The sequence below is a fragment of the Vibrio coralliilyticus genome, assembly GCF_024449095.1.
In the GTDB taxonomy this organism is placed as follows: Bacteria; Pseudomonadota; Gammaproteobacteria; order Enterobacterales; family Vibrionaceae; genus Vibrio; species Vibrio coralliilyticus_A.
The window spans coordinates 1-22,349 of sequence record NZ_CP024629.1; the positions used below are offsets into that span (position 1 = coordinate 1).

A 22,349-nucleotide genomic window follows, 5' to 3' on the forward strand; every position below is an offset into this window, starting at 1 on the left:
ATGTAAGAAATGGATAGTAAGACAGGTGTCGTACCTAAAGTCCAATTGGCATTGGTTTTATGTTTTGCAATCGCTACGCTCATTACAGCATTGGTGAGTCAGCAAATCGGTATAATGTTGGCTTTGTTTTTGGCCTTTATTGCCAGGCGAATTCGCAATGGTTGGCAGCAATCTAGAGGGCAAATGTTTTTGCCCGAATATCTTGGTGCGCTTGCCGGGGCTGCTGGGCGCTTTTATGCAATCATCATTGCTGTAGTGCTAGTCTATTTTTCTCAACATGACTTCACTTCATTCATTGACACTCACGCTACGATGGACCCAGAAACAGGAATAGACCTGCAATCCAATTCTATGATCTGGAATCAGATCATAATGCTGTCCACTTTCATAGTATTCACACTCACTCTGATTCGAATTGTCGTAGATTTGTCCAAGGGCTCTATCAAGACGGACGGTTCGTTCATTACTACCTTACTCTGGTTAGCTGTATCACTGTATAACGTTGTAAAACATTGTTTTACTAAAAAACCAGCTCAGGAAAGTTGAATATGAGTCGTTCAAACAATGATGATATTGAAACGGCCCTATTTGGTGGTTTCTGGTACTACGGTAGTCTGGCAGTCATATGCTTGTTACTGTTTAACTTCTATGAAGCATATCTATTTGCTTTTTGGAAGTGGGGGCGAATGGCAGAGCTTTACTTCTGGTACTGGCTTACATCTCCGTTTGATAGCACTTTCTTTTTGGAAGGTATCAATGTTCTCCGAACTACCGCACCAAATGAAATGAACTGGAGCTGGCTGTTTGAATTTGAAGCTTACTTTAATCAATACTTGCGTTTTTTCTATGCCCCCTTCTTTTTCATTGTCGCTGGTAAACTATTTCACAACTACTGGACGGTAACAGAGCCACTCAATGTTCAAACAATGATTGAGCTTTACGCGAAAGAAAGCAAAGCGAATGAGGTTTTAGTCTATGACAACCCGCTAAAACATCATTTGGTGTATGACTTTGACAATAGAAGTGACTATCACAATAGGCATGCACAAGGAATGCAGCCGAATCAGTATTTGACGGCTAACCCGCCGCCAAACGCCTCTAGATCAGAACTAGAAAAACACAAAAGGTTAGTATCGAGCGGAAAAGACTCAATATTCCAGCCTATTGCTTTAATTGATAGGAAGAACAATCGATTCAACTTCTCACGTGAAAGAGCCAAGCGAAGCTATGAGAGACAGTTAACCAACCCGCCAGTGAACTCACCTTTCTATTTGGATGAAGAAAACGCACCGCGCCTCTTTGACCAAGATGGTCAGCTGATACCTCTACAGAAAGACGACAAAGGTCGAATCGTTGGAGGCTTTGCTACTAATAAGTTGTTAAATAACGGACGAGAGTTTAAGGGAGCTGCCAGTGATGTGGCACTGCTGTTTAATCACATCGAACGGAATGTTTATTTTGAGCTTTGCAGTCGGTATCGCCACCCAAGTGTACCGTTAGAGAAATTGGTTATTGAATTGACCAAACAGCACGCGTACACACGCACGTATCTAGTCTCACTTCTAAATATTGTTCGTGCCAATGAACCAATAGGCTCATCTGAGTTCTATATGCTTTGGCGTCAAGACCGCATCTTGTATTTCTCAATGTATAGCGCTTCTGAAGAAAAACCATTCTGGGAAGCTAACGGAGTGATGGCGCACTATCATTTTGAAATAAAACTAGGTAAGGCAATCACAACGCCTCAAGTCATCACGGCGGTTGATGCGTTAGAAAAGGAATACCAACGTTTAAAACGTCATGAACCGGACTTCCAAGACATACTCACAAGGCTGACACATGGCATGTCAAACGAAGGATTTCTTACAAGCACTGACCAAATTGACTCAGTCAGTTTAGAAGGTGAGCTAGATATCCTGAACGATATAGACGCTAATAGTACTGGTGCCGGAACAGGTTCAAGAGAGAACGCGAACTCGCTTGATAGCGCCCATCGGGATATAGGTGAATTGTAATGGCAGGGGCTAGTAATTTCGCTAAGAGAACCCGATATGCGATGCAAACGGGTCTATTCGATCAAAGAACGGATATGATCGATGATAGGTCGATATTTGCGATTTTCTTCGACTCTCTTCCGATTATAATTTCCGGAATATTCGCATTCTTAGGTGTGTTGGTACTGGCATTCCCTTCGGTTTCCAATTTTATTTTTATCCTTGGACTCCCGCTGTTTTTCTACGGCATAAGCGTTCAAATTGATTACCTTATCAGTGCACCGTATGCCAAAGACAAAATTAAGCATACGGCTAAGAAAAAGAAGAAAGGAAAGAAATACGAGTCTGAAAACGCAAAGAGTGGTTTTCGCCTAAAACTTGGCGATGCTTTCATGCTTATCGGCTATGACATGCTATTTGGCCGACAGCTATGGATCTCTAACGACCGCGAAACTCGAATGGGCCTGATAACGGGCACAACTGGTTCAGGAAAAACTGTTACTCTCAACTCACAGCTGTTCCAAAGCTGCATACAAGGCTACATCAAGCATGGTGCTCCCGTCCTACTGGCAGATGGTAAAGGCTCAGTAAATGGATTGTATGATTTTCTGTTTTACATCGTAAGAACAGGGCGAATACATGACGTGAGGTTAATGAACTTCCTAACGGGAGGGGCCGAACACAATTCAGACTCCATGCTGGATGAAGAATATCCATCCAATAAATTTAACGTGTTATCCCAAACAAACTCTGAAGAATCTCGAAGTCTCGTTATGAGTTTTGGGCGGAACAGCGAAGGGGGAAGCAACGACTATTTCCGAGATCGAGCATCTAACATGCTGGCTGGTGTCTTTCCTCCACTTACGTGGTTGCGTGATAACCAAAGTGAACACCTAGATATCACGGTTTTACAGCAAAACCTTGGACTACGGGAGATGATTAAACTCGCTTCTCGTCAAGACATTCCAAAGGCAAAGACTCAAGCGCTTAGGGAATACTTGAAAACACTGAACATGATTAATGACTCTTATTTCACCTCGCCAGATGCTGACATCGAAATAAACCAAAAAGCAGACGAGCAGCATACCTACAACAAGTCGATGGTGTCGAAGACAGTTAATGAAATGGCGGGTACGTTTGGCCATATCTTCAGTACGGTTGGGTCTGATATAAATCCACGCAATGCCATCATGCACGGTCAGATATTGCTAGTCCTACTGCCTACTATCGAAAAAGAGCCGGATGCGATGGCTGAACTGGGAAGACTGTTCATTGGTTCCCTGCGACCAGCATTTTCTAGTATGTTCGGTCACCGAGTGCAAGGCTTGCGTAAAGATGTGGTTGATGGTTTGGCTATTCGTCGCATTGTTCCTGTGAGAGTTTTTTTGGATGAAGTGCTCAACTACTATCAGAAAGGTCTATCCCAATATTTGTCTTTGATGCGTGACCGCCTTGTGTCTCTAACTCTACTCGGTCAATCTCTTAAAGGTATGGAAGACGCTGGCTTGTCAGAAGCTAGACAGTCGCAAGCTAACTTCAACAACTGGTATCTGTTCAGTTCACAAGACGTGTATGAAACTTATGATCGTATATCTAAAGCACTTGGGACATTCAGAGTTAAGCGCCTTGCTGAGAAAACTCGCGACATATGGGGTAATTGGGTTCCAGGTGACCGCCTTCAGGAAACTGAGGAAAACGTTCTTAACGAACGCGATATCGCTGGTGCAGAACCAATGGAAGGGGTTTACCTTTATCGAGGCAACCCAATACCATTTAAGAGCGCTACGTTTTTCGCCGATGATGAACGTGATGGTGTCTTAGACCGATTCTATCTAAACCATTTCGCCGAATTAGAACCCCCAACAGATGCACATATTCAATATGTCCGTGCAATCTTAGACCTCGAAACAGCAGCAACTGATGGCACTCTGGCGTCGATAAAGCCTGAAGATAGCCCAAACGCAGTAGCAAATCATTTCGTGCAAAACGTTGAAGGTATTTGTTCTCGGATTGAACAAAAGGAGCAATTCGAGTTGTATCGCTCTTTCGATGTTCTTGTGTTTGCAATGGTGGACACGATTGTCGAAATGGACATCCAGAAAGTTAATCGTACAACAAAGGAATTGCAGGAAGAGGCCGACTTGGAGCGACAAGCTCGACTTGAAAACCGCACTATTGAAGAAGTACTTGAGGACAGCAACGAAAACTCAATGATCGTTGATGCTCAAGATGCATTCGCCTCTCATAGTGAGTATTACAGTGAACAGCTTGGAATTGGGGGTTATGACATCCCCGATTATGTCGATGACGAAGCTGTTTCAGCAAGTTCCGAACACATTGATAGTCAAAGTGATGTAGCTGGTGGTGATGGGACTTCTGAACGGGAAGATGATAATGATGCTACTTCGTCTCAACCTAGTGGTACGAGTTGGTTTGATCGCGCTGCTACAGGTGACTTGAACCAAAGCGCTCCGTCATATGGAATTGTTGTTTCTGGTGCGGACTCTGACACATCAACAGATGAGAAAGACAAAGACAGTGCAGCTAAGAAGGGAGCGGATTCGAATACTTCTTCCAGCTCAAACAGTCCACTAGTTAATACTGAAACTCAAAAGACAGTCAAGGATATCGAGCAGGTAACATCGTTGTCAGCAGACGAAATCAGCCGCGAACTATTGGATGTAGAGATCTACCCTACGAAACCGACTCCTCCAACGCTGGATTCTGAAGAGCAGTCGCGCCTTACCACTGATGTTGCAAATGAAATGAGCGAAACAGCAGATCGCTACCAAACTGAGTTGGATTCACAACATGCCTCCGCGTTAGATGACTTTTTTGGGGAGAGGTAATCATGTTTACAGATATACCAATAGACCACGATGTTAGTCAGCAGCAAATCGCATACTACCAGCAGATTGCGGCTTCAGAGTCAAAGAGAGAACCCATTGCTCGTTGCATCCTTAGAGCTTCGCGAATCTTAAATGTTCACCCGAACTATTTGTATACCATCTCAATTGCAGAGGGGGGGAGAACAGGTAAGTACCGACAGAATGCCGACAAAACGCATGACATTGGAGTTATGCAGATTAACTATGAGACTTGGGCGGTTGAGCTACCAAGAATTGGCTATTCAATCACCCCTCAATATTGGGCAAAAGTCCTTAAGAACACTTGCACAAACGTACTTGTGGGAGGAGTTATATTCAAACATCGTGCTAAACCAGCTCAAGATTCACTAACAGCAATGGCGAATTACCACTGGTACTCGATGGCCGAAAACAAAGCGCCTCACATCCGATACAAGAAGCGATTGGTAAAAATCTACGATGATCTTATTAAGGACCAAACTGATTTTATAAACAACGGAGCCGAAGTTAATGTGCGCTTAAGGTGTAAGTATGCTTATTGTGACTGAAAAGTACCGTACCGCTAATATTGTTGCCCGTTCTTTGGGCTTTGGTTATTTTTGTGAAGATCACTTCGCTAATGAGCATGGTGATAAGATTTGTTTTGCACATGGCCATCTCTATGAAACCAGTCATGAACAGCCGGAAATCTATGATTGGAAGACCCCCGATAACTTCAACAATCTTCCAAGGACACTCTACTCCATTCCGAAGAAACTGTCTGTCGAGATAAGAGGTGTCAAGCTCACATCAGAAAGACTGCGCACCACAATCATATCCAATATGCAAGACAGCGATATGATTATCAATGCCTGCGATTTTGACCGCGAGGGCGAGCGGATTTTCTATGATCTCTTTAATGCTGCTGACACTTCAGCACGCATCTATCGTATGGATATGTCTAACGGCTTAACTAGGCGTTTAGTTTGTGAAGCATATGCCAATCTCCTTGATGGGACGGAAACTAAATCTCGCTTCTATGCCTCTTCGGCACGCGATGCGGCTGATTATTCTTATGCTCTTTTGACGCAAGTGGCAACCTATCATGCTCGTAGCGGCGATTTGCACCCCGCCTTTACAGGCTACAAAGATGCAAAATCGAGCACACTATCAATCGGTAGGCTTCAGGTTCCACTAGCATTACTCATTGCACTTAAATGCAAGGAGGTGGAACAATTCGATGTAAGGGCAATCTTTATACCGCAGTTATCCGCGAAAATTGGACGATACAAGTGCCTTTTTAATTATGATCCCGAACTATCCGAAACCGATGGATCCTTATTGTCACACCCGAGACTATCTAAGCAGTACATCAATGCTCGCGAGCAGCAATCTAAAGAAGTGACGGTGGTGTCAGTATTAGTGAAGCCCGTAACATTTTCTCCACCAGCTCCCCATAATACGGCATCGATACAGGCGGAAATGAAGAACCTGACGCCTAGTGAAACGATGAGCGCCATGCAATCGTTGTACATGAAAGGATTAATTAGCTATCCACGGAGTGACAACGATTCATTGTCAGAAAAGAACTACAGTAATGGGCGACTAGCCTCGCTTTTGGAATCATTGAGTCGAAATGAAGGTTTTTCAAAAAAAGATGGAGATGATGCCAATCTATGCGCACTTGCTCGATCTCTGGAGCACTCTACTAGTCCACAATGCGTTAAAGAACATAGTAACCTAGCTCATAGCGCAATTGTTCCAACCGATGCGTCTGTTTCGCCTGGTCAGCTAAACGACAATGAGCAGCAGGTTTACAATTCAATTTGCAATCGTTTCACAGACGCTATGCGCGGGGAAACCTATGGCCAAGAAGTAACACTGTCAGTTTGTTTCAAAGAAGAGTGTTTAGGCTTACTTGGTGAGAACCGCAGTGTATTTACTTGCCAAAAGGTTATTGGCGAAGGCGACAACAAACTCACCAACTTGCTTCCAGGTGATGTCTTTTCAATTGATGAACTGAGCACGATCAAACACCAGCGAGATGTACCGCAATACCATTGCTTTAGCGAGCTTCCGCTAATTATGCAACAGGCAGGCTTGGGCACAGCCGCAACACGAGATAGAGCAGTGGCCAAGTTGTTAGAGCGTAAGATTATAGATGTGTTTTTTGATGCAGGGATTCGATATGCGATTATCACTGACAAAGGCATCGCTCTACTAAAAATACTGCCACCAGAGTTTAAGACACCACATTTAACTGCGCGGTGGGAGAAAAAGTTAGCTGAAATTGAACAAACACTCGACCATGACGAATGTAATGCCATGCGTAGTGAGTTCATAGCGGATGTCTTTGGGAGAGTTCAGTATCTTTGCCGAATGTTCAATATGGGTCAGTTGGATTTACGAACGTCTACATCTCCCGCTTCTCAGCAGCACCTTACTCAAGTGGAAGAAAGAGCCAAGGCGTTAAATGTCGACATTACCTTAGCCGATTTTAAGACGGTTCAAAGCTGTCATAACTTTCTTATAGCTAACCCCTTACCTTACAGTAAAGAAACGCAGAAAGAGTTCGCGCAAAGTGGGCTTGATGTTGACAGCGCTACCTTAAGAGACAGCAGGCGTGTCAACCTTCGTGTTAATCAGTCTTCTAAGGATGCTCCACCAAGTGAGAAACAGCTCACCAAAGCTTATACCATGGCCCAGCTCGTTCGAATCAAAGTTCCAGCTAACATCAGAAAAAGTGCTAAGGCTTGCAGCGATTTCATTGACTCCTGCCAAGCGAAGCGGAAGCCTAGAGTCGCACAAGTAAAAGCCCTGAAGCAGTTAGCCCAAAAACTTGAGTATCCCATTCCGTCAAATATCTTTAAATCCCGAACTAAGGTCGTGGACCTGACTAAAGAGCTCAGAAAACGTATGAAAGGCACTAAATGAAAAAGTATCTAGAAGGCATGACGGAAAGACAAGTTGCCGCGATTACCAATGAAGGGTGCACAGCTGTAACAGCAGGGGCTGGAGCAGGAAAAACCGCAGTTCTTACTAGAAGGGTCTACCGTTTGCTTTTGAAATACCGTTCTAGCGAACGCAAACATCCTCCGGTCGTGGCCATCACTTTTACACGTGATGCCGCTAAAGAAATGGATCGACGCATAAAGGACATGGCCGGAAAGTCACTAGCAAAAATGGCATTAGCAACAACCATGCATCAGTTTGCTATCAATAAGATTCTTAAGCCTAACTTCCATCTCCCTTTTTTTAAAAAACAAGGCTTTAAGCTATGGAAAATTGCCTCTGGTCGGGATAGTTTTTTCCACTTAAACCAAGCAACCGATATCGCGTTGTCAAACAAGCAGCTAGGTGACTTCAAGCAACTTGAAAAATCCATGGAGCTTAAAGAGTGGATGTCACTGGTGAGAGCGTTTGGTCACTCACCATCGAGTTATTTCGCTCAGAATAAAGCTGCGTTTCATGGCGTTGCATCTACACTGCAAGAGCTGCTCAGCTATGACCAATTACCCACAAACCTAAATGATACGCAACGAAGGAATTTCTATTGCCTGAAAATATGGCATAGGTATGTGGAGATTAACCGAAAGCATTCAATGATCGATCTAGATGAAGTGTTAGTTCAGGCCGCGCACCTACTAGAAAGAGATCCAGCCGTGCGTCGAACTCTCAGAGAGCGTCATCCTCAACTGCTGGTGGACGAGTTTCAGGACAGTAATCTGTGTCAGTTTCGATTTGTTGTAGCGCTAGCAGGTGATGGGGAGGGTTTGTCGACCTTCGGTGATATTAAGCAAGCAATATACGGTTTTAGGGGGAGCGACCCCCAGCTCTTTATTGAACTACTGAACAGGTTTCCGCGCCACACGCTGGTTAATCTGCCAGATAACTTTAGAAGTGCTTCACAAGTCGTGGAGGTTGGAAATGCCTTGGCGCGTAAGATGACACTTAAAGTTACTGATGAGCCGATGATTCCACGCAATGCAGCTAAGCCGTATGAACCGGTAATTTTTCATGAAGCCGATTACCCTTCAACTGAAGCTGAGTGGATTGCGACAAAGATGCAGTGGTTACGAGACAAAGGGATTCCTTATCACAAGATGGGCGTTTTGTATCGCTACCGTAAGCTGGGGGATGCGTTGGAGAACGAGTTGATCGAAAGGAACATGCCAGCAAGGCGTGTTGGTGGGTCTGATGACAAGTCACTCTATGAAGATGAACGTATCGTGGATATTGTGTTGTTCATACATATTCTGTTTAACCCATCCTCAAAAAAAGCCATGAGCACTTTTATCGCTGAAAACTCAGGTTTTAGTATCGATAGAAAGGAATACAACGTGCTGTTCCAAAAGCATGGGTTTGCTGGGAATCACCATAAGGCCATTTCGTATTTTACTAATCAGCATTTTTCACAAAGTGAACAGTCTTGGGTTGTATTGAACTCTATAGCTCAGGCGCTATTTGATTTGTCTGCAAGACTCGAAAGAGTGCGTACATTTGAGCACTACTGCCGACACAAGAACATGCAGTATGACGGACTACCTCCCGGGCAAAAGTCCAAAATTGAGAAACAGCTAGGGGATGCCTATTTAATGGCAGTCGAAGAGTTTGTTGCAAAATTGAAGAGTTACTACTGTCAGTCTTTCTTTATGCCATTTGCTTCAGCGCAAGTAAAAGCAAACGCCATCTCTAGGCACCAAGAGCGCATCAACGAAGATTTTGACTCAATTTTTTCATACTTGCTGAATCGTAACCGACTCGTACATGAGTCAATCAACGTTCATGAGTATTTGAAAAGTAGGCCACTAATCACGGAGCGGACGAAAAAAGACCAAGAAGAAAATACTTCCGACATCGAATTAATGACTGTTCATGCCTCAAAGGGGTTAGAGAAAGAAGCAATATTCATTGTTGGATGTTCAGATGAGACTTGGTTTAAGGACAAAACAGCATCAGAGCCAACATCACTAAACTACCAGGAAGAGTTGCGCTTATTCTATGTCGCTAATACGCGAGCACGATTGCAGCTGTATATCACCAGACATAAAGAATACAAGTACCGCAACTCTTACTACGAAACTCAGCCTCTAGATTTCTTGCAGTACATTCTAGATCTACCAGTCATTGAGCAATCAGATCTGCGTGAAGCGGGGTAAATATGACGAAAGAAACCAAAGAACTCACAACGGAAGAAATTGAATTCTTAGCAAGGTTAGACGCATTTGTGCTGGAAGATGGTTATCTCGATGATTTGGAGATAATGACAACTGAGCAGGGAGGGCATCATGGTGAAAAAGAGTGATTCCAGTTTTAAGAAAGATAAAACTTGGTGTGATGCGCGAGCTAGGTGTAGGAGCGTTGTTCTTGATGCCTTTGAGCAGTCATCAGACTTCCGCATTTGCACGCCAAGAGCACTGCAACTACCTGTTAATCCAATTAGTTGTAACTACTATGACGGCCTGAACGGTTTGTATCTTCTTTCTTCAATCTACCAGGACTTCAAATCTACCGGCATTTATGAGCCGCGCTTTGCTCAGTTTCACCAGTTCGCAGAACATGACCTAAGAGTGTCGAAGGGATCGCATGGAATTCCTGTATTGAAAATGAGTGCTTATGAGACTCACGAACGAATTGATGAAAATAGCGGAGATGTAACAGTGACATTGTCACGAAAGAGCGAGCCGAATCGTGGATATATCAACGTCTTTAGCGCTAACAGCCTTACCGCTAAGCCTGTAACGCCCACCAGCAATGTACTGGATGAGATCCACAATCCATTCGAAGATACAACGCTCGTTGATACTTTAGTCGGCAACTTAGTATCCAACCTAAAAATACAAGTGCGGTTTAATCCGGAGATGTGTGAGGCTCATTATGACCCCTCCGACCGCGTGATTACGATTGCATTACCTAGCTGCTTTGAAAGTAATGGTGATTACCTATATCAGCTATTCCATTTATTGATGATGGGTGCTTTACCAGACACAGAGCTTTGCAGTATTCATACTGATTCAGCTGCTGCTCTAGCATCGATGATGTTTTGTAATCACTTGCTGGTGGACTATCGGTGTCCTTTTGATTCGTCGTCACTGGTGGAGTATTTAAATAGCTTGGATATGAACAACTGCTTTTTCCATACGTTAGTCGCGGAGCAGGCTTATCGTCGCTGTGTAATTGCAGGGGCTCTATATCCATTAGTACGACAAGCGCATATTCAGTTCACGACGATGATTAGTCACGATTTCTTTATGTTTGCAAAAAGTAAAACGGAAGGAGTTACAGCAAAGTCTGAAGCAACTACTCAGCATTCGTGTTCATCAATAATAAGCTTTTAGTATTTCTCTTGTTGTGCTATATTATTTTGGTCAGTTAATAACATTGAGGTAATTATGAAAACACCATCCCAACCACCAGCATATGTCTCTCGTGATAACGTTAATTTCTATCATCACATTGGCAAGCCTTACCCGACCGAGTCTGTCTGCGCATCCAAAAGCAGAGTGTTGATGGACCTTTTTGGCTGTGAAAAGAGTTATGTTGTATTAAAGTCTCTATCTTCCTCTACGGCCGCTAATATCGAATCGGTGGATGCAACACTGTATAGAAAAGATTCAGTATTGGCTCTTCGCTTGCGATTCATTGATGAGAACGGTGCAAGTACTTTTAGTTTACTCCCGATCAGCGCTACAAACGATGCAACCATAAGTCCTCGCTTTCCAGCCTTGGATAGCAACATGCAGATAGAGGTGCATTTCATTGACCATTTTGACAACAACAGGCTGACACGAGTACTGCGTCTGTCTGTCCTCAATGAGCAAATGACCAAGACTTTGGTATCGGAGTATCAAGCACAGCAGCGTGCTGAGATAGATAAGGATACCGTGATGGTAGATATGAAAACGCTTCTATCTACACCCTATAAACACCTGCCCAAATATGAGATTGCGAATAGCCAGGTGCAAATTCTAAAGTCCAAGCCTGTAGATGATGAACAACAATTCATGCCACATACCAAGCCTGTCATGGCCGTTGCTTGAGGAGTGAATATGAAAGGTGTTTTAACTTCAGCCTTACTGGCCCTAGCAATATCAAGTACTGCCCACGCCGAGTTAGTACACGTGAAGTACAAGCTTTTTTCCGTAACGCTTGACTGCTCTACTAAGTCGGCAGTCTCTTGGAGCTATTCTCCTAAGCCGGATAGTAATAATTTCAAAAGGCATGACTCATTTTACTTTGATCCCAATGTCCCCACTCGATGCCAACAAACCTCCCAAGGAACTTACAAAAGCCATGGTGAGGTCAAGTACGATCGTGGCCACTTAGTTCCAGCAAATGCAATGGATTCCGACGAACTTGCCATCACTCAGTCCAATAGCATGGTTAACGTATTACCCATGGCTGCACAAATGAACAGGGGCGCTTGGTATCAAACAGAGCTGTATGTGGAGTGTCGTCGAGACATCGCCCCAGTATCAGTATACGGAGGAGTGTGGGCTGGGGAATCACCACAGGATGGCAATTTCATGATCTCTCACGGCATCATGGCGCCGCAAGCATTTTGGAAAGTGGTTGTCACGGAAAATAATGTTATTAGCTGGTGGATACCCAACTCGCCTGAAGCGACCAAATCCAATATCGATCTATACATTACCTCTGTCAGTGAAATTGAGGAGCGAGCTGGCGTGTCGATACAAATCCCTGAATACATGAAGACGCTCAAAGCCGCTTCGACTAACGCGATGTTGTCAGGCTGCAACTACAGCTAACAACAACGCAAGTCTGACTTCTTGCCCTGAATGGAAGGGTTTTTCTGCAAAAGTAAGCTTTAGGAGAAGTATATGAACAAAATTCGAGTATTTCGTATCCGTCCTTTGCCAATTGAAGCAGTATGTATTGGTTGTGGTTGTAGTGATAGTAAGGCTTGTTTCAATAAGGGGAAGGCGTGTCACTGGTTGATTGTAGATCGAGAAAGGGAGCTTGGCGTTTGCTCCAATTGCGCTGAGTTTAGGTCACAATTTCAGTAGGGCGCTATATAGTTTACGAAATTGCATTTGACCAAGATTTAGAAGGTTGTTTCATTCTAACTCAGTTACCTAAAGTTGAGCTAGAGCTTTGCATCCTTATCACACGCTATATAGAAACATGTTGTGTAACCTGGTCAAACCGAGATGAATGAGGTGTTCTATGCGCTTTGGAGTGGGGGTTGTGTTTTTAGTGTTGCATACCGCGTTGTTCATACACGGTTTAAACATCTATGTATCCGGCGTTCCTAACCCGTCATTAATGATGTTTATGCTAGGTTTCTCGCTGTTGATTGCGTTTGTTTATGATCTAAAAACGGGGCGTAGTCGCAGAACATTAGCTTTGTTAACCTCGTCTGCTGTGTTGTTTTCTATTGCTCCATATATGGCCATCGAATTGCGGGTAATCTACCTGGATATCATATCTATTCTTGGAGACATCCCGATTGAAGAGCTTGAAGCGAATGGTTATCAGCACTACGTTAATATATTGCTGAATCCAATGATGGGTATTGGTTCATGCTTTGCTATAGCGCTTGCAGTGATTCGTTTAGTGCTAGGAAGATTGGTAACAAACCTACTACTTAACATCATCCTAGGTCATGGGGGTGAGTATTGTGCTAGCTGTGGCAGTAGACTCTAAGTGCTTTTCTCCGGCTGATTTAAAGTCTAGTGAATCTGCCATTTACAACACTAAAAGGTAATAAACATCGCTAACGTGTAATGGATTAAAAGGAGTACGAAAATGGAAGAGGAAACACATGAAGAACTAGAAAGGGCCGATAATGAGCACTTCCTAAAACTGGAAGCAGACCTAGACGGCTACTATAGCGGCATCGAAGCTCAAGACGATGCTGATCAAGAATATAGTGCAGAGACTGCCGGAGCATGGGCATTTAAGTTGGGCAAAAATAAACCAAATCATATAGGCCGATTAACTGAAAAATACGGTTACTTCGAACCTCACCTCTTATCTCACAAAGAATACTTGAACTATCTATATGAACAAGGTTGGTGCTTTGAAGAAATGGAACTCAATTCAATGTGTGGTCACGCAGTGGCTTTATCCGATAGCCCCATTTATAGAGCTGCGATCATTATTGATGTATTAGCAGAATCTGACAATGACGATATTATTACCTTATTATTTCGACCTCACCAATGTACTGCCACTGAATTTGTAGAATGGCTGTTGCGGTACTATGAAGCAAACAGAAAGAAAGAGGAACTAGAAATCTGTATCAATAAGCAAGATTCAAACTCGCTCTTATATTCAATCCAACTACCATCAAGTAGAAATTATGAGGTTGGGAGTAACCTTATAATTACAGCACAGAATGCTTTTTCGATGTTCTTAGATAATGCAATAAACGAGGCCGTGTGAAATTATCCCCAGAACTTTTGATGTCGGCATACAATAATTATAAAAAGTGTGTTCATAAATTGGGTTGATTACAATGAAAGCTGAGGCTTGCGACCAAAATAGTTTGATCATTTTTGCAGGCTCAATGCTGAGGTATCTACGATACTCGTACCAATTAAGTTTGATCAAAATACGGTTCGTGAAATTGGATACATAATTCGATCAAAGGAGGTCGCAATGGCGACGATTAATTTAACAAAAACAGAAGCAGATACACTAAGCAGCATTATTTACAACCTTCTTGACAGTGGTTATGAAGAAGATGCAAGCAATAAACCTGATGCTATTAGTCAACGTTGGATAAACCTCGGAGTTAAGGCTGTTGAGGCTGGGGCTTCCTTGCGTGGGTCTCATGACTATGTTCAAGCAGCTATCTCCAAGAAGAGACGTCGTAAATAACCTAAAAGCGACAAACTTTATTGGAAGTGACAAGCTTTATTGTCCTTCGACATTTGAAACTTTCGTACCTTAAATGAAAAAATAAGCAAAAAAAGGGTTGTTACGAGACGTATAGAGTACACCTTTCTTAACACTGGAACCCGAAGAAGCTATCACATAACATCGATGTGTATTTGAACTTATTATACCGTATCGTTGTACAATGTAGTTAGCGATTAAATCAGGTTGCGTATTACAAAATAGCGGTGCAAATGACAGTAACGGATCGGTCGGTTACCAAGGTGCAGTTTACAATGTTCAAAAAGGCTGCGTTAAGGAATAACTAATGCGAAATCTAGGGGATATTTAGGTGTTAACCGCTGCTACTAAAACTCATAATGAGCAAAGAGAGCTCATTTACCATGGCACTCGTTCTGAACGATTTTCACAGTTTGACTTAACAAAGCTAGGGACAGGTGAGGGTGCTCATGCTGCGAATGTGATTTACTTTGTGACATCGCTCAAGGGAGCTTATAACCACGCTTCTTATAGAGCAAGGCAAAAAGGAGCGCCTTTAGTGTATGTTTGTCAGTTCAAACCTGATGCTAACGTTCTTACCATCGATGTTCCTATTTGTGAACACCCCAGTAATGTTACGGAGTTATGGGATTCTTTACCAGTATGGGTATCAACCAAGAATTCTAAAAATTGGTATAATGAGCTTGCATTTACTCCTGAGAGCAGTGTCGACCATTACCTTCCTCCACTTGATGAGCGTAAGCGTTGCGATATGCTTCGTAGCTTCGGGTTTGACGGAATCAGAAACTTTGAAGCTGGTGGTTGGGCTGACAGCTATCTACATGGACGTTCTCATGTGGCTCTGAATCCCGACAGCGTTGACATAATTGAAGTTTGGCATGCGGATGATATTGAATCAGAGGTAATTGGAGCTGCGAACAACTATCTCCTATTGGAACATCCAGAAACACTGGGGGAGACAGGGGTCAGTAGTCGGCTTAAACGTACGAGTTGGCTAAATAATCAATAACAGTTCTAACAAAGGGAAAAAACGTGGAAATTTATACTGATGATGTCGGTACTAATGAACTTCGATTTGGCAGCGATATGGAACATTCAGTTACATGGTCAGGCCGAAATCCAGAGGATATTGTTTTCTTTATTACTGCTAGAGATGTAAGTACCAGTGTTGCTTTAAGTATCGATGGCATTAGAGCATCTCTAGTAAAAGAAAGTGCCAGCATTAGGTTCTCTAACCCTAAGCAGCTTATGGAGCAGGCGACATTGCCTTTAGACGTGGCCAATGTTGTTTGTTCAGCGTTGGATATAATGTGCGAAGGCTAATGGGTGATGACGTGGTTACTGATACTTACATATACAATGAAAGTTCAACTATTCGTACTGATGACAATATTGAGCGGTACCCGCTGACAACTGCTGATGGTAATGAAATAGTACTCGTTTACGTCGATGAAGTTGAATACAAAAGCGCTGGTGGTAAATGGGCTAGTAAAGGATTTCGTTGGGCTATTGTCGAACCGCATTTAACCGATCAGGAAATTGCGAATTGGTTGCTCAACAATGGCCTGACCACAGTGCCGTTTCTTAGGGGGTGAATCTGTGAAAACTGAAAGATATGAAATTGTTACGCATCCAGAGTTGCCAGGATTTCGCTATATGGCCATTGATACACTAACCGACTTAAAGTTTGAAGAAAAAAATGAAGAGTTGACTGTATCCGTAAGCAGTATAAGTGCGATAGCCAGCATTGCAGTGGAGCAAAAGGTAGTGGCTAGCGAATTGATTCATTCAGCTAGAATCAGCGAAGAAGGTCATGTATTTCCGATCCTTAGAACTACTGACTCAAAAGTATCCATTGCATTTGACGAGTTAAAAGGTTACCAAGCTGTTTGCAAGATGTGCGGAATCGAGCCCAATCCCGAGGTTTCCGAGAAGGCTAGGTTTTCTGAAGCTGAATCGTTGGAATAGATGCATGGCCTACTTACCTCATTTGTTGGCAGCACTTTCTTTCATATTGTGTGTGCTCAGACTAATTACAAAAAACTGCACTTACCTCTATCTTGCGATGACATCGTTGTTTGCTTCTTTTGCCATAACGCTAAACCTCTAGAAGCTAGATATTTTAGTTATGGCATTAAATTGCCAGTAGCTCATCAATCTTAACCGGTAAAACCCAACGTATTGCGAACTCACATTATTGTGGTTCGCTCATAGCTGAAATTCTCAACTATATATAATTGTAATTATCTATAATTGATGAAATGTAGTTACTGACATACAATATCTGTGTTGTATAGAGACAATAAAGATTACCCGTAAGCACTAAAGTTCGCCCGTAAGAGCGTTTTTAGACAATAAAGTTTGCTCATTTCGAATAAAGATTGCCGACTTCATACGATATGTAAAATAAAGTTTTCCGAAATCTACAGCTGTTCTGCTACTTAACTGACTCAATCTGGGGGAAATTACATGACAACCACTGAATTATCTTCTTTGAACGATTTTTCTGGATTGCGTCCAGAGCATGTAAACCAGGCGATTCAGCAAGGCAGAAAATATGGGTTATCTCGTGAGCAATCATCAAGAATTCAGCAGGCCATCAGTCACTTGTTAAGTGAATTTGAAAAAAGAGAAGCGCGCTATTCAGATAATACTTTGACACAACTTAAGTCGAATTGGGGGCGGTTTGTTGATTGGTGTTTAACAGAAGGACATAATTCTCTTCCGGCGGCACCAGAAACGGTGGAGTTGTTTTTCGAGTGTAAAAAAAGCGCCCTTCATAGGAATTCTAAAAAATCCTATGGCTGGGCGATTTCTAAGATGCATCGAGTTACCGGTTGTCCTGACCCCATGATCGATGAAATGGTCAGAGACAAAATGATTGCCATCTATAGAAAAAAGGTGAAGTCCGGTGAAAGAATAACTCAGGCATCCCCGTTCCGTGAAAAACATCTGGATGTTATTACGGAATATTGGCGACAATCCCCTTCTCTTTTGTTACGCCGTAACCTTTCAATTTTGACCGTTGCCTATGAGACAATGCTGCGAGCATTTGAATTGGCCAACATTCGATTTGGTGATTTGGAATTTCCTGGTGACGGAACTGCAATAATTACTATTCCAATCACTAAGTCAAATCACTCTGGCGATCCCGATACAACTTTATTGAGCGCAGAGGCTGTAAGTATTTTGTTTGAGTACTTAGACATGGCCAAGCTCGATGCCAGTATTTATGAATCATATGTATTTGCGGGCATAACTAAACACAATTCAGCAATGAAACAGAAATGTAAAATAGACCCAGACACCCACGAGAGAGTCTATCGCAAACTTAGCACTCAAACTATAGAGATAGCATTCAACGAAGCTTGGAGTGCTCTGAATCTTGGTCGGGTTGGTGTAGCGCCGTTCACTGGCCACAGTGCTAGGGTTGGAGCTTGCCAGGATCTATTAGAGGAAGGGTATACTATTCCCCAAATCCAGCAGGCTGGTAGGTGGTCAACTCCAAACATGATTATGCGTTACGGGCGTGCGATTCTCGCTAGAGACAGTGCGATGGCTCGAAAGCGAAGTAGTCGGCAATAAACTTAGGCGAATTTTCATGCCAGCTATCAATCATAGGTATGGCCATGGTTGCTTAATTCTAGAGTCGAAGGGGATAGCTTGTGACACCATGTCAGTTATTGATGACAAACTTTATGCGCTTGGAAACAACATAGCCCGTAGGGTTTGGGGGCATGCTAGGTTTCGAATCACCTGCAAGTTAACATTGGGTTTACTTGCAGGTGCTCATGATGATGTATAAGCTTAATCTCGCCTGTTACCGCACGTGTCTTCCAAATACCGATCTTGGACCCTTGAATAACACGAACTCCCACTCCAGTGATACGACCTGTATTGTTCATAAGCTTTACAACCACTACTCCAATACCGTATATGAACATCATCAGTAGTTAGGCATTCAAGTTTTCTATCGAGATTACTAATAGGTGCAGATGCATTGTTTGCGATAAGTTGCTTTATCTCGTTACACAGATTTTTATACACTGGATGTGAGCAATTTACAGGATTCACATTAGCATCAGGAGCTGTTCCTCCCCTACTTCCATTCGGGCTTTGGCCGTTACTTCTACTTGCCACTGAATCGTCATGGTTAGTAAATTCTTTGGGCTGATAAACCTTATCCCTAATGGATGTATAGTCAGAATACTCGGTCGTATCCTTTGGGCGCTTAGATATCGGCGGCTTGTTTGTTGGTTGAGCCTCGGCAAGTACTGGTGTATGAATGACCAGTGCGATGCCGCAAGCGATAAGTGATAGTGCACGTTTCATTTGAACCTAGCTCCTTATTGTTTCTTTGTTTCATCTTTAGCCACACTATCATCATTACATACACATATTATTATTATATATCACCCTACGCATTGCAAATCTTCGAGCATTTTTATTGGAGTACAAAGTAACATTTTATGTCTTTAAAAAAGAGGCGCTTCACCACCTCAGCCCCCGAAACAATTACCTTCGCTTCAGGTTCAACAATGTCTAAATATTTTTAGCAATCGAACCGCGCGCGCAATGCACGTGGCTAGACATCCGTTACTTTGTACTCCAATTATGGAATGAGTTACGAATCCAGATATGTGACGATGTCACTCATGATATCTTCGTCTATTGTTAGACCGTTTCGCATCATGCGCTCCACACGTTTAGCTAGGTCTGCTCTAGATGAGAAATAAACAACGAGGTTATCTATCGAAACACCATCTATATTGTTGTAATAATTGAGCATTTCATGAATGAGGTTTTTTAGCGAAACTTTACCAATGTTCACTGGCTCACATGCGCTTCGAATATTTTTGAACATTTCTAGTAGCTCAGCCTGTTTCAGTTCGAAGCTTTGGAACATTGTAGCCAATACACTTAGAGTGCTATCATCGGTATAACAAGTAATCACACATGATTTCTCGATTGCGGGGTCGCGAACAACTGTATAGTTGCCATACTGCTTCTGCTCAAGCACTCGTTGTTCTTGTCGTGCGTTTACTTCATCATCAGTTTCAATAATTTCCATTAACATTGCTGCAAGTTCGTTCCAATGTGTAGGAGCTTCTCGTTCTGGATCAACATTGGCGTACTGATAAACAATGTCTCTTCTAGCAACAATCGTTATTTCATTCACTTCAGAATTGAGTGTTAATTCATATCCAAACAAATATAACGTGGCGGTGTCGTCACTGACAGCAATGTCAAGGCCGTCCATATCGATCTTTTTTCGTGAGTACTTGCGAAGAACTTTAAAAAATTCTTGAGTAGTTAGTGTCAGATAGTTGTGCAGAAATTGGTTTAGGGCTGTGTTTATTTCAGCGCCCCATCCTTTGGTGACTTTTAGCCTGTCCATACCACGGAGTTTGAGGTACAACACAACTAACACCGGGTCAATGGTTATAAGCTCTTTAGGCAGAGCGAAAAGTGCCGAGCTTTGAATGATGGACGAGAACAACTCATCGTCCCACTTTAATATAAAAATATTGGCATCATAAAAGGCAGTTCTTGCTTCTGCTTTATTGCTAGGTAGGGTGTTAAGTATTGCGTCACATTCTAGGATTCGTCTTCGCTTAATCCCTTTTTCTTTTGAGGTGCTACCGCCGTCAATTTTTAGCTCACCCATGAAGTCATATGCTGTGTCACGTGTAACATCGAGAGATTCTCGGATCATCTTATAAACATCAGGATTACGGGGTTTCTTCAAAACACTTCGTATTGCACTTAGTGATAGTAACGTTTGATTAGGTGGGTGCTTGATCTTGTTCTGTTGGTAATAAGGAAGTCTGTATTTATGGTATGCATATGTTAAATATACACAAGCAAGTATAACTACAACGTCCTGTACAGCAACAATACGTTTGTTGCCGGTGTGTATTTTAACATACCCATTTTTACCATCAGTCAATGTATCTTCGGTTTGAGTTGATGAGCGAGCAAAACTTACAAACCTGGTAACTTCAGCTGTAGCTATAGACATCGATGCTGTAATACTTTTGTTGTATCCAAGCTCTTTGGCCGCTCTGTTTTCCTGAGCAACAATGCTTGGTTTAGATGCGGTACCGTCCTTTACATTATCATTTGGTAAACCTGATAGTTTTTCATAATTTAGGCTATAGCACTTGGCCCATTTTTGGGCTTGATTCGCTTCACTACTAAATTCTATCTGTTGGATGTAATCACACAGAGGCTTTTTATTAAACATCCTCCTTATGTAATTATCATCACCTGGTCTATTTAATTTGTCTTCGATGTCAGCGAATTCAATTACGCTGTGTGGAGGTGACTTTTTATGTAACTCATCTAATGCTTCCAGAAACGCCCTCTGAGCAGTTTTTCCTGAAAAAGTTGCTAATACACTTTCGCTGATAGGAGCAGGCCTGTCTTTGGTAAAGTAAAACGATTTTCTAGAGTTACGTTCGATTGCTAGCATGTGATGTATAAAAAAAGTGCTGTTAAAATTTTTCTATGCTTAATTTTACTTTGCAAATCAGTTTTTGACAAACATTGTGGACCGTCGAGTTGACGACTGTTTTTCTCATTAATTAATAAGATCTTATTTTCCTATTTTTGATCTTATTTTTCTTATTAATTATATTCTCTTATAATGACTTTTCTTTGTCATCTAATCTACTGTATTTAAACGAGTTTTCTTTACCATGACTAGAGTGTACCGTTGCGTTTTTTAACCGTACCGTTGTGTTTATCGATCCGTACCATTGCGATTTTTAACTGTACCATTGCAACTAATTTAGTGTACCGTTGCGTTTTTTAACCGTACCATTGCTTTTTGTTAACCTAATATCCACAGGGTTTTCCACAGAAAAAAGTCATCTTTATGCTGTTATGCACAAGCAGCTCTATCTGTTACACACTGTATCGGTGGATATTTAGTGTCTTCTTGTGATCTCCCCCTCACGAGTATCATAATTCGATATATTGTTATCAAAATATGATAACATCAAGCCAAGTAGATGGTACACAAGGTTATTTATTATGCTAATGACAATGGCAGACTACATTGGACTCCACTTTGGAGGGAAGGTAAATGCATATTCAGAGTTCTGTGGTATACCTTATTCAACCTGCGCGAAGCATGCCAAAGATACGAGGCTCTGGGTTGAAGTGGCACCACACGGGTCCAGAGTGTTCAAATTAGAAGGCGAACTTGAACCTCGTGCATATGATGTTCATTATGATAGATTCAATCCATACTTCTTTACATTTGGTTTTTGTGGTTTAACTTATCACGTCTTAGAGTCAAGAGCTTCAGACACACCGACTTATTTGTTTAGCTCAATAGCATCTAATGAATCGGTTTTAGATATGCTTGTTGAGAAATCACAACATACCAGTTTCGTTTCGTTTGTTTTTGTAGTTAAGTCTTCTCGAAAGGCTGTATTGGAATTGATCGCTGATGAACAAGGTGCATTCATCATCTTGCAGCCTGCTAGAACTTATGAATTTTTTAGGGGGAATGAGCGACTCGATGCTTTTGTAGCTCATGATTTTCGCCAAGCTGTAGAATTGTGTAGCGAGGAAGGACTTATATTAAAGATGGCGAATACTGTTGTTTACCCTTACTCAAGCTAAATTCAAAGAA

At 42.3% G+C, this 22,349-nt stretch carries 20 protein-coding genes; 19 read left to right on the plus strand and 1 reads right to left on the minus strand.

What is annotated here, in order from left to right:
* The first annotated feature begins 9 nt into the window (after positions 1 to 9).
* From CTT30_RS22390 to CTT30_RS22475, 18 genes are all read left to right on the plus strand, one after another.
* Positions 10 to 546, plus strand: a complete 537-nt coding sequence (locus tag CTT30_RS22390; protein ID WP_229631175.1) for a hypothetical protein — start codon at positions 10 to 12, stop codon at positions 544 to 546.
* Between the two features lie 2 nt (positions 547 to 548).
* Positions 549 to 2,015, plus strand: a complete 1,467-nt coding sequence (locus tag CTT30_RS22395; RefSeq protein WP_252037752.1) for a secretion/conjugation apparatus DotM-related subunit — start codon at positions 549 to 551, stop codon at positions 2,013 to 2,015.
* Positions 2,015 to 4,843 (plus strand): type IV secretory system conjugative DNA transfer family protein, encoded by a 2,829-nt coding sequence (locus tag CTT30_RS22400; RefSeq protein ID WP_252037754.1) that lies wholly within the window; start codon positions 2,015 to 2,017, stop codon positions 4,841 to 4,843. Before CTT30_RS22395 ends, CTT30_RS22400 begins: the two co-directional genes overlap by 1 nt.
* Positions 4,844 to 4,845: 2 nt before the next feature.
* Positions 4,846 to 5,409, plus strand: coding sequence for a lysozyme family protein (locus tag CTT30_RS22405; protein ID WP_252037756.1), 564 nt, complete (start codon positions 4,846 to 4,848; stop codon positions 5,407 to 5,409).
* Positions 5,393 to 7,774 carry a DNA topoisomerase gene (locus CTT30_RS22410; RefSeq protein WP_252037757.1) on the plus strand — a complete coding sequence of 794 codons (2,382 nt, stop codon included), beginning with the start codon at positions 5,393 to 5,395 and terminating at the stop codon, positions 7,772 to 7,774. Before CTT30_RS22405 ends, CTT30_RS22410 begins: the two co-directional genes overlap by 17 nt.
* Positions 7,771 to 9,999: an ATP-dependent helicase gene (locus tag CTT30_RS22415; RefSeq protein WP_252037759.1), complete on the plus strand. Its 2,229-nt coding sequence runs from the start codon at positions 7,771 to 7,773 to the stop codon at positions 9,997 to 9,999. Before CTT30_RS22410 ends, CTT30_RS22415 begins: the two co-directional genes overlap by 4 nt.
* A gap of 2 nt (positions 10,000 to 10,001) precedes the next feature.
* Positions 10,002 to 10,145 carry a hypothetical protein gene (locus tag CTT30_RS22420; protein WP_229631182.1) on the plus strand — a complete coding sequence of 48 codons (144 nt, stop codon included), beginning with the start codon at positions 10,002 to 10,004 and terminating at the stop codon, positions 10,143 to 10,145.
* Positions 10,129 to 11,178 (plus strand): ArdC-like ssDNA-binding domain-containing protein, encoded by a 1,050-nt coding sequence (locus tag CTT30_RS22425; RefSeq protein WP_229631183.1) that lies wholly within the window; start codon positions 10,129 to 10,131, stop codon positions 11,176 to 11,178. Before CTT30_RS22420 ends, CTT30_RS22425 begins: the two co-directional genes overlap by 17 nt.
* Positions 11,179 to 11,232: 54 nt before the next feature.
* The gene (locus CTT30_RS22430; protein ID WP_252037761.1) at positions 11,233 to 11,880 is read left to right on the plus strand and encodes a hypothetical protein; all 648 of its coding nucleotides are present in this window, start codon (positions 11,233 to 11,235) and stop codon (positions 11,878 to 11,880) included.
* Between the two features lie 9 nt (positions 11,881 to 11,889).
* Positions 11,890 to 12,609: a DNA/RNA non-specific endonuclease gene (locus CTT30_RS22435; RefSeq protein ID WP_229631185.1), complete on the plus strand. Its 720-nt coding sequence runs from the start codon at positions 11,890 to 11,892 to the stop codon at positions 12,607 to 12,609.
* A gap of 418 nt (positions 12,610 to 13,027) precedes the next feature.
* The gene (locus CTT30_RS22440; protein ID WP_252037763.1) at positions 13,028 to 13,507 is read left to right on the plus strand and encodes a hypothetical protein; all 480 of its coding nucleotides are present in this window, start codon (positions 13,028 to 13,030) and stop codon (positions 13,505 to 13,507) included.
* 102 nt (positions 13,508 to 13,609) lie between these two features.
* A complete protein-coding gene (locus CTT30_RS22445; protein ID WP_252037765.1) occupies positions 13,610 to 14,248 on the plus strand; it encodes a hypothetical protein in 639 nt (212 codons plus the stop codon).
* 216 nt (positions 14,249 to 14,464) lie between these two features.
* Positions 14,465 to 14,686 carry a hypothetical protein gene (locus tag CTT30_RS22450; protein WP_252037767.1) on the plus strand — a complete coding sequence of 74 codons (222 nt, stop codon included), beginning with the start codon at positions 14,465 to 14,467 and terminating at the stop codon, positions 14,684 to 14,686.
* A 349-nt stretch (positions 14,687 to 15,035) separates the two neighbouring features.
* A complete protein-coding gene (locus tag CTT30_RS22455; RefSeq protein WP_252037769.1) occupies positions 15,036 to 15,713 on the plus strand; it encodes a hypothetical protein in 678 nt (225 codons plus the stop codon).
* Positions 15,714 to 15,736: 23 nt separating this feature from the next.
* Entirely contained in the window at positions 15,737 to 16,027 is a 291-nt protein-coding gene (locus CTT30_RS22460; protein ID WP_252037771.1) for a hypothetical protein, read from the plus strand.
* Entirely contained in the window at positions 16,015 to 16,299 is a 285-nt protein-coding gene (locus tag CTT30_RS22465) for a hypothetical protein (protein WP_252037773.1), read from the plus strand. Before CTT30_RS22460 ends, CTT30_RS22465 begins: the two co-directional genes overlap by 13 nt.
* Positions 16,300 to 16,303: 4 nt before the next feature.
* Complete coding sequence (locus CTT30_RS22470) at positions 16,304 to 16,672, plus strand: hypothetical protein (RefSeq protein ID WP_252037774.1); 369 nt, start codon at positions 16,304 to 16,306, stop codon at positions 16,670 to 16,672.
* A gap of 501 nt (positions 16,673 to 17,173) precedes the next feature.
* Positions 17,174 to 18,289: a tyrosine-type recombinase/integrase gene (locus CTT30_RS22475; RefSeq protein WP_252037777.1), complete on the plus strand. Its 1,116-nt coding sequence runs from the start codon at positions 17,174 to 17,176 to the stop codon at positions 18,287 to 18,289.
* 1,039 nt (positions 18,290 to 19,328) lie between these two features.
* Here CTT30_RS22475 and CTT30_RS22480 read toward each other — a convergent pair.
* Positions 19,329 to 21,179: a replication initiator protein RctB domain-containing protein gene (locus CTT30_RS22480; protein WP_252037778.1), complete on the minus strand. Its 1,851-nt coding sequence runs from the start codon at positions 21,177 to 21,179 to the stop codon at positions 19,329 to 19,331.
* A gap of 713 nt (positions 21,180 to 21,892) precedes the next feature.
* On the opposite strand from CTT30_RS22480, the gene CTT30_RS22485 reads away from it, so the two are divergent.
* Entirely contained in the window at positions 21,893 to 22,339 is a 447-nt protein-coding gene (locus tag CTT30_RS22485; RefSeq protein ID WP_255907037.1) for a hypothetical protein, read from the plus strand.
* Positions 22,340 to 22,349 lie beyond the last annotated feature (10 nt).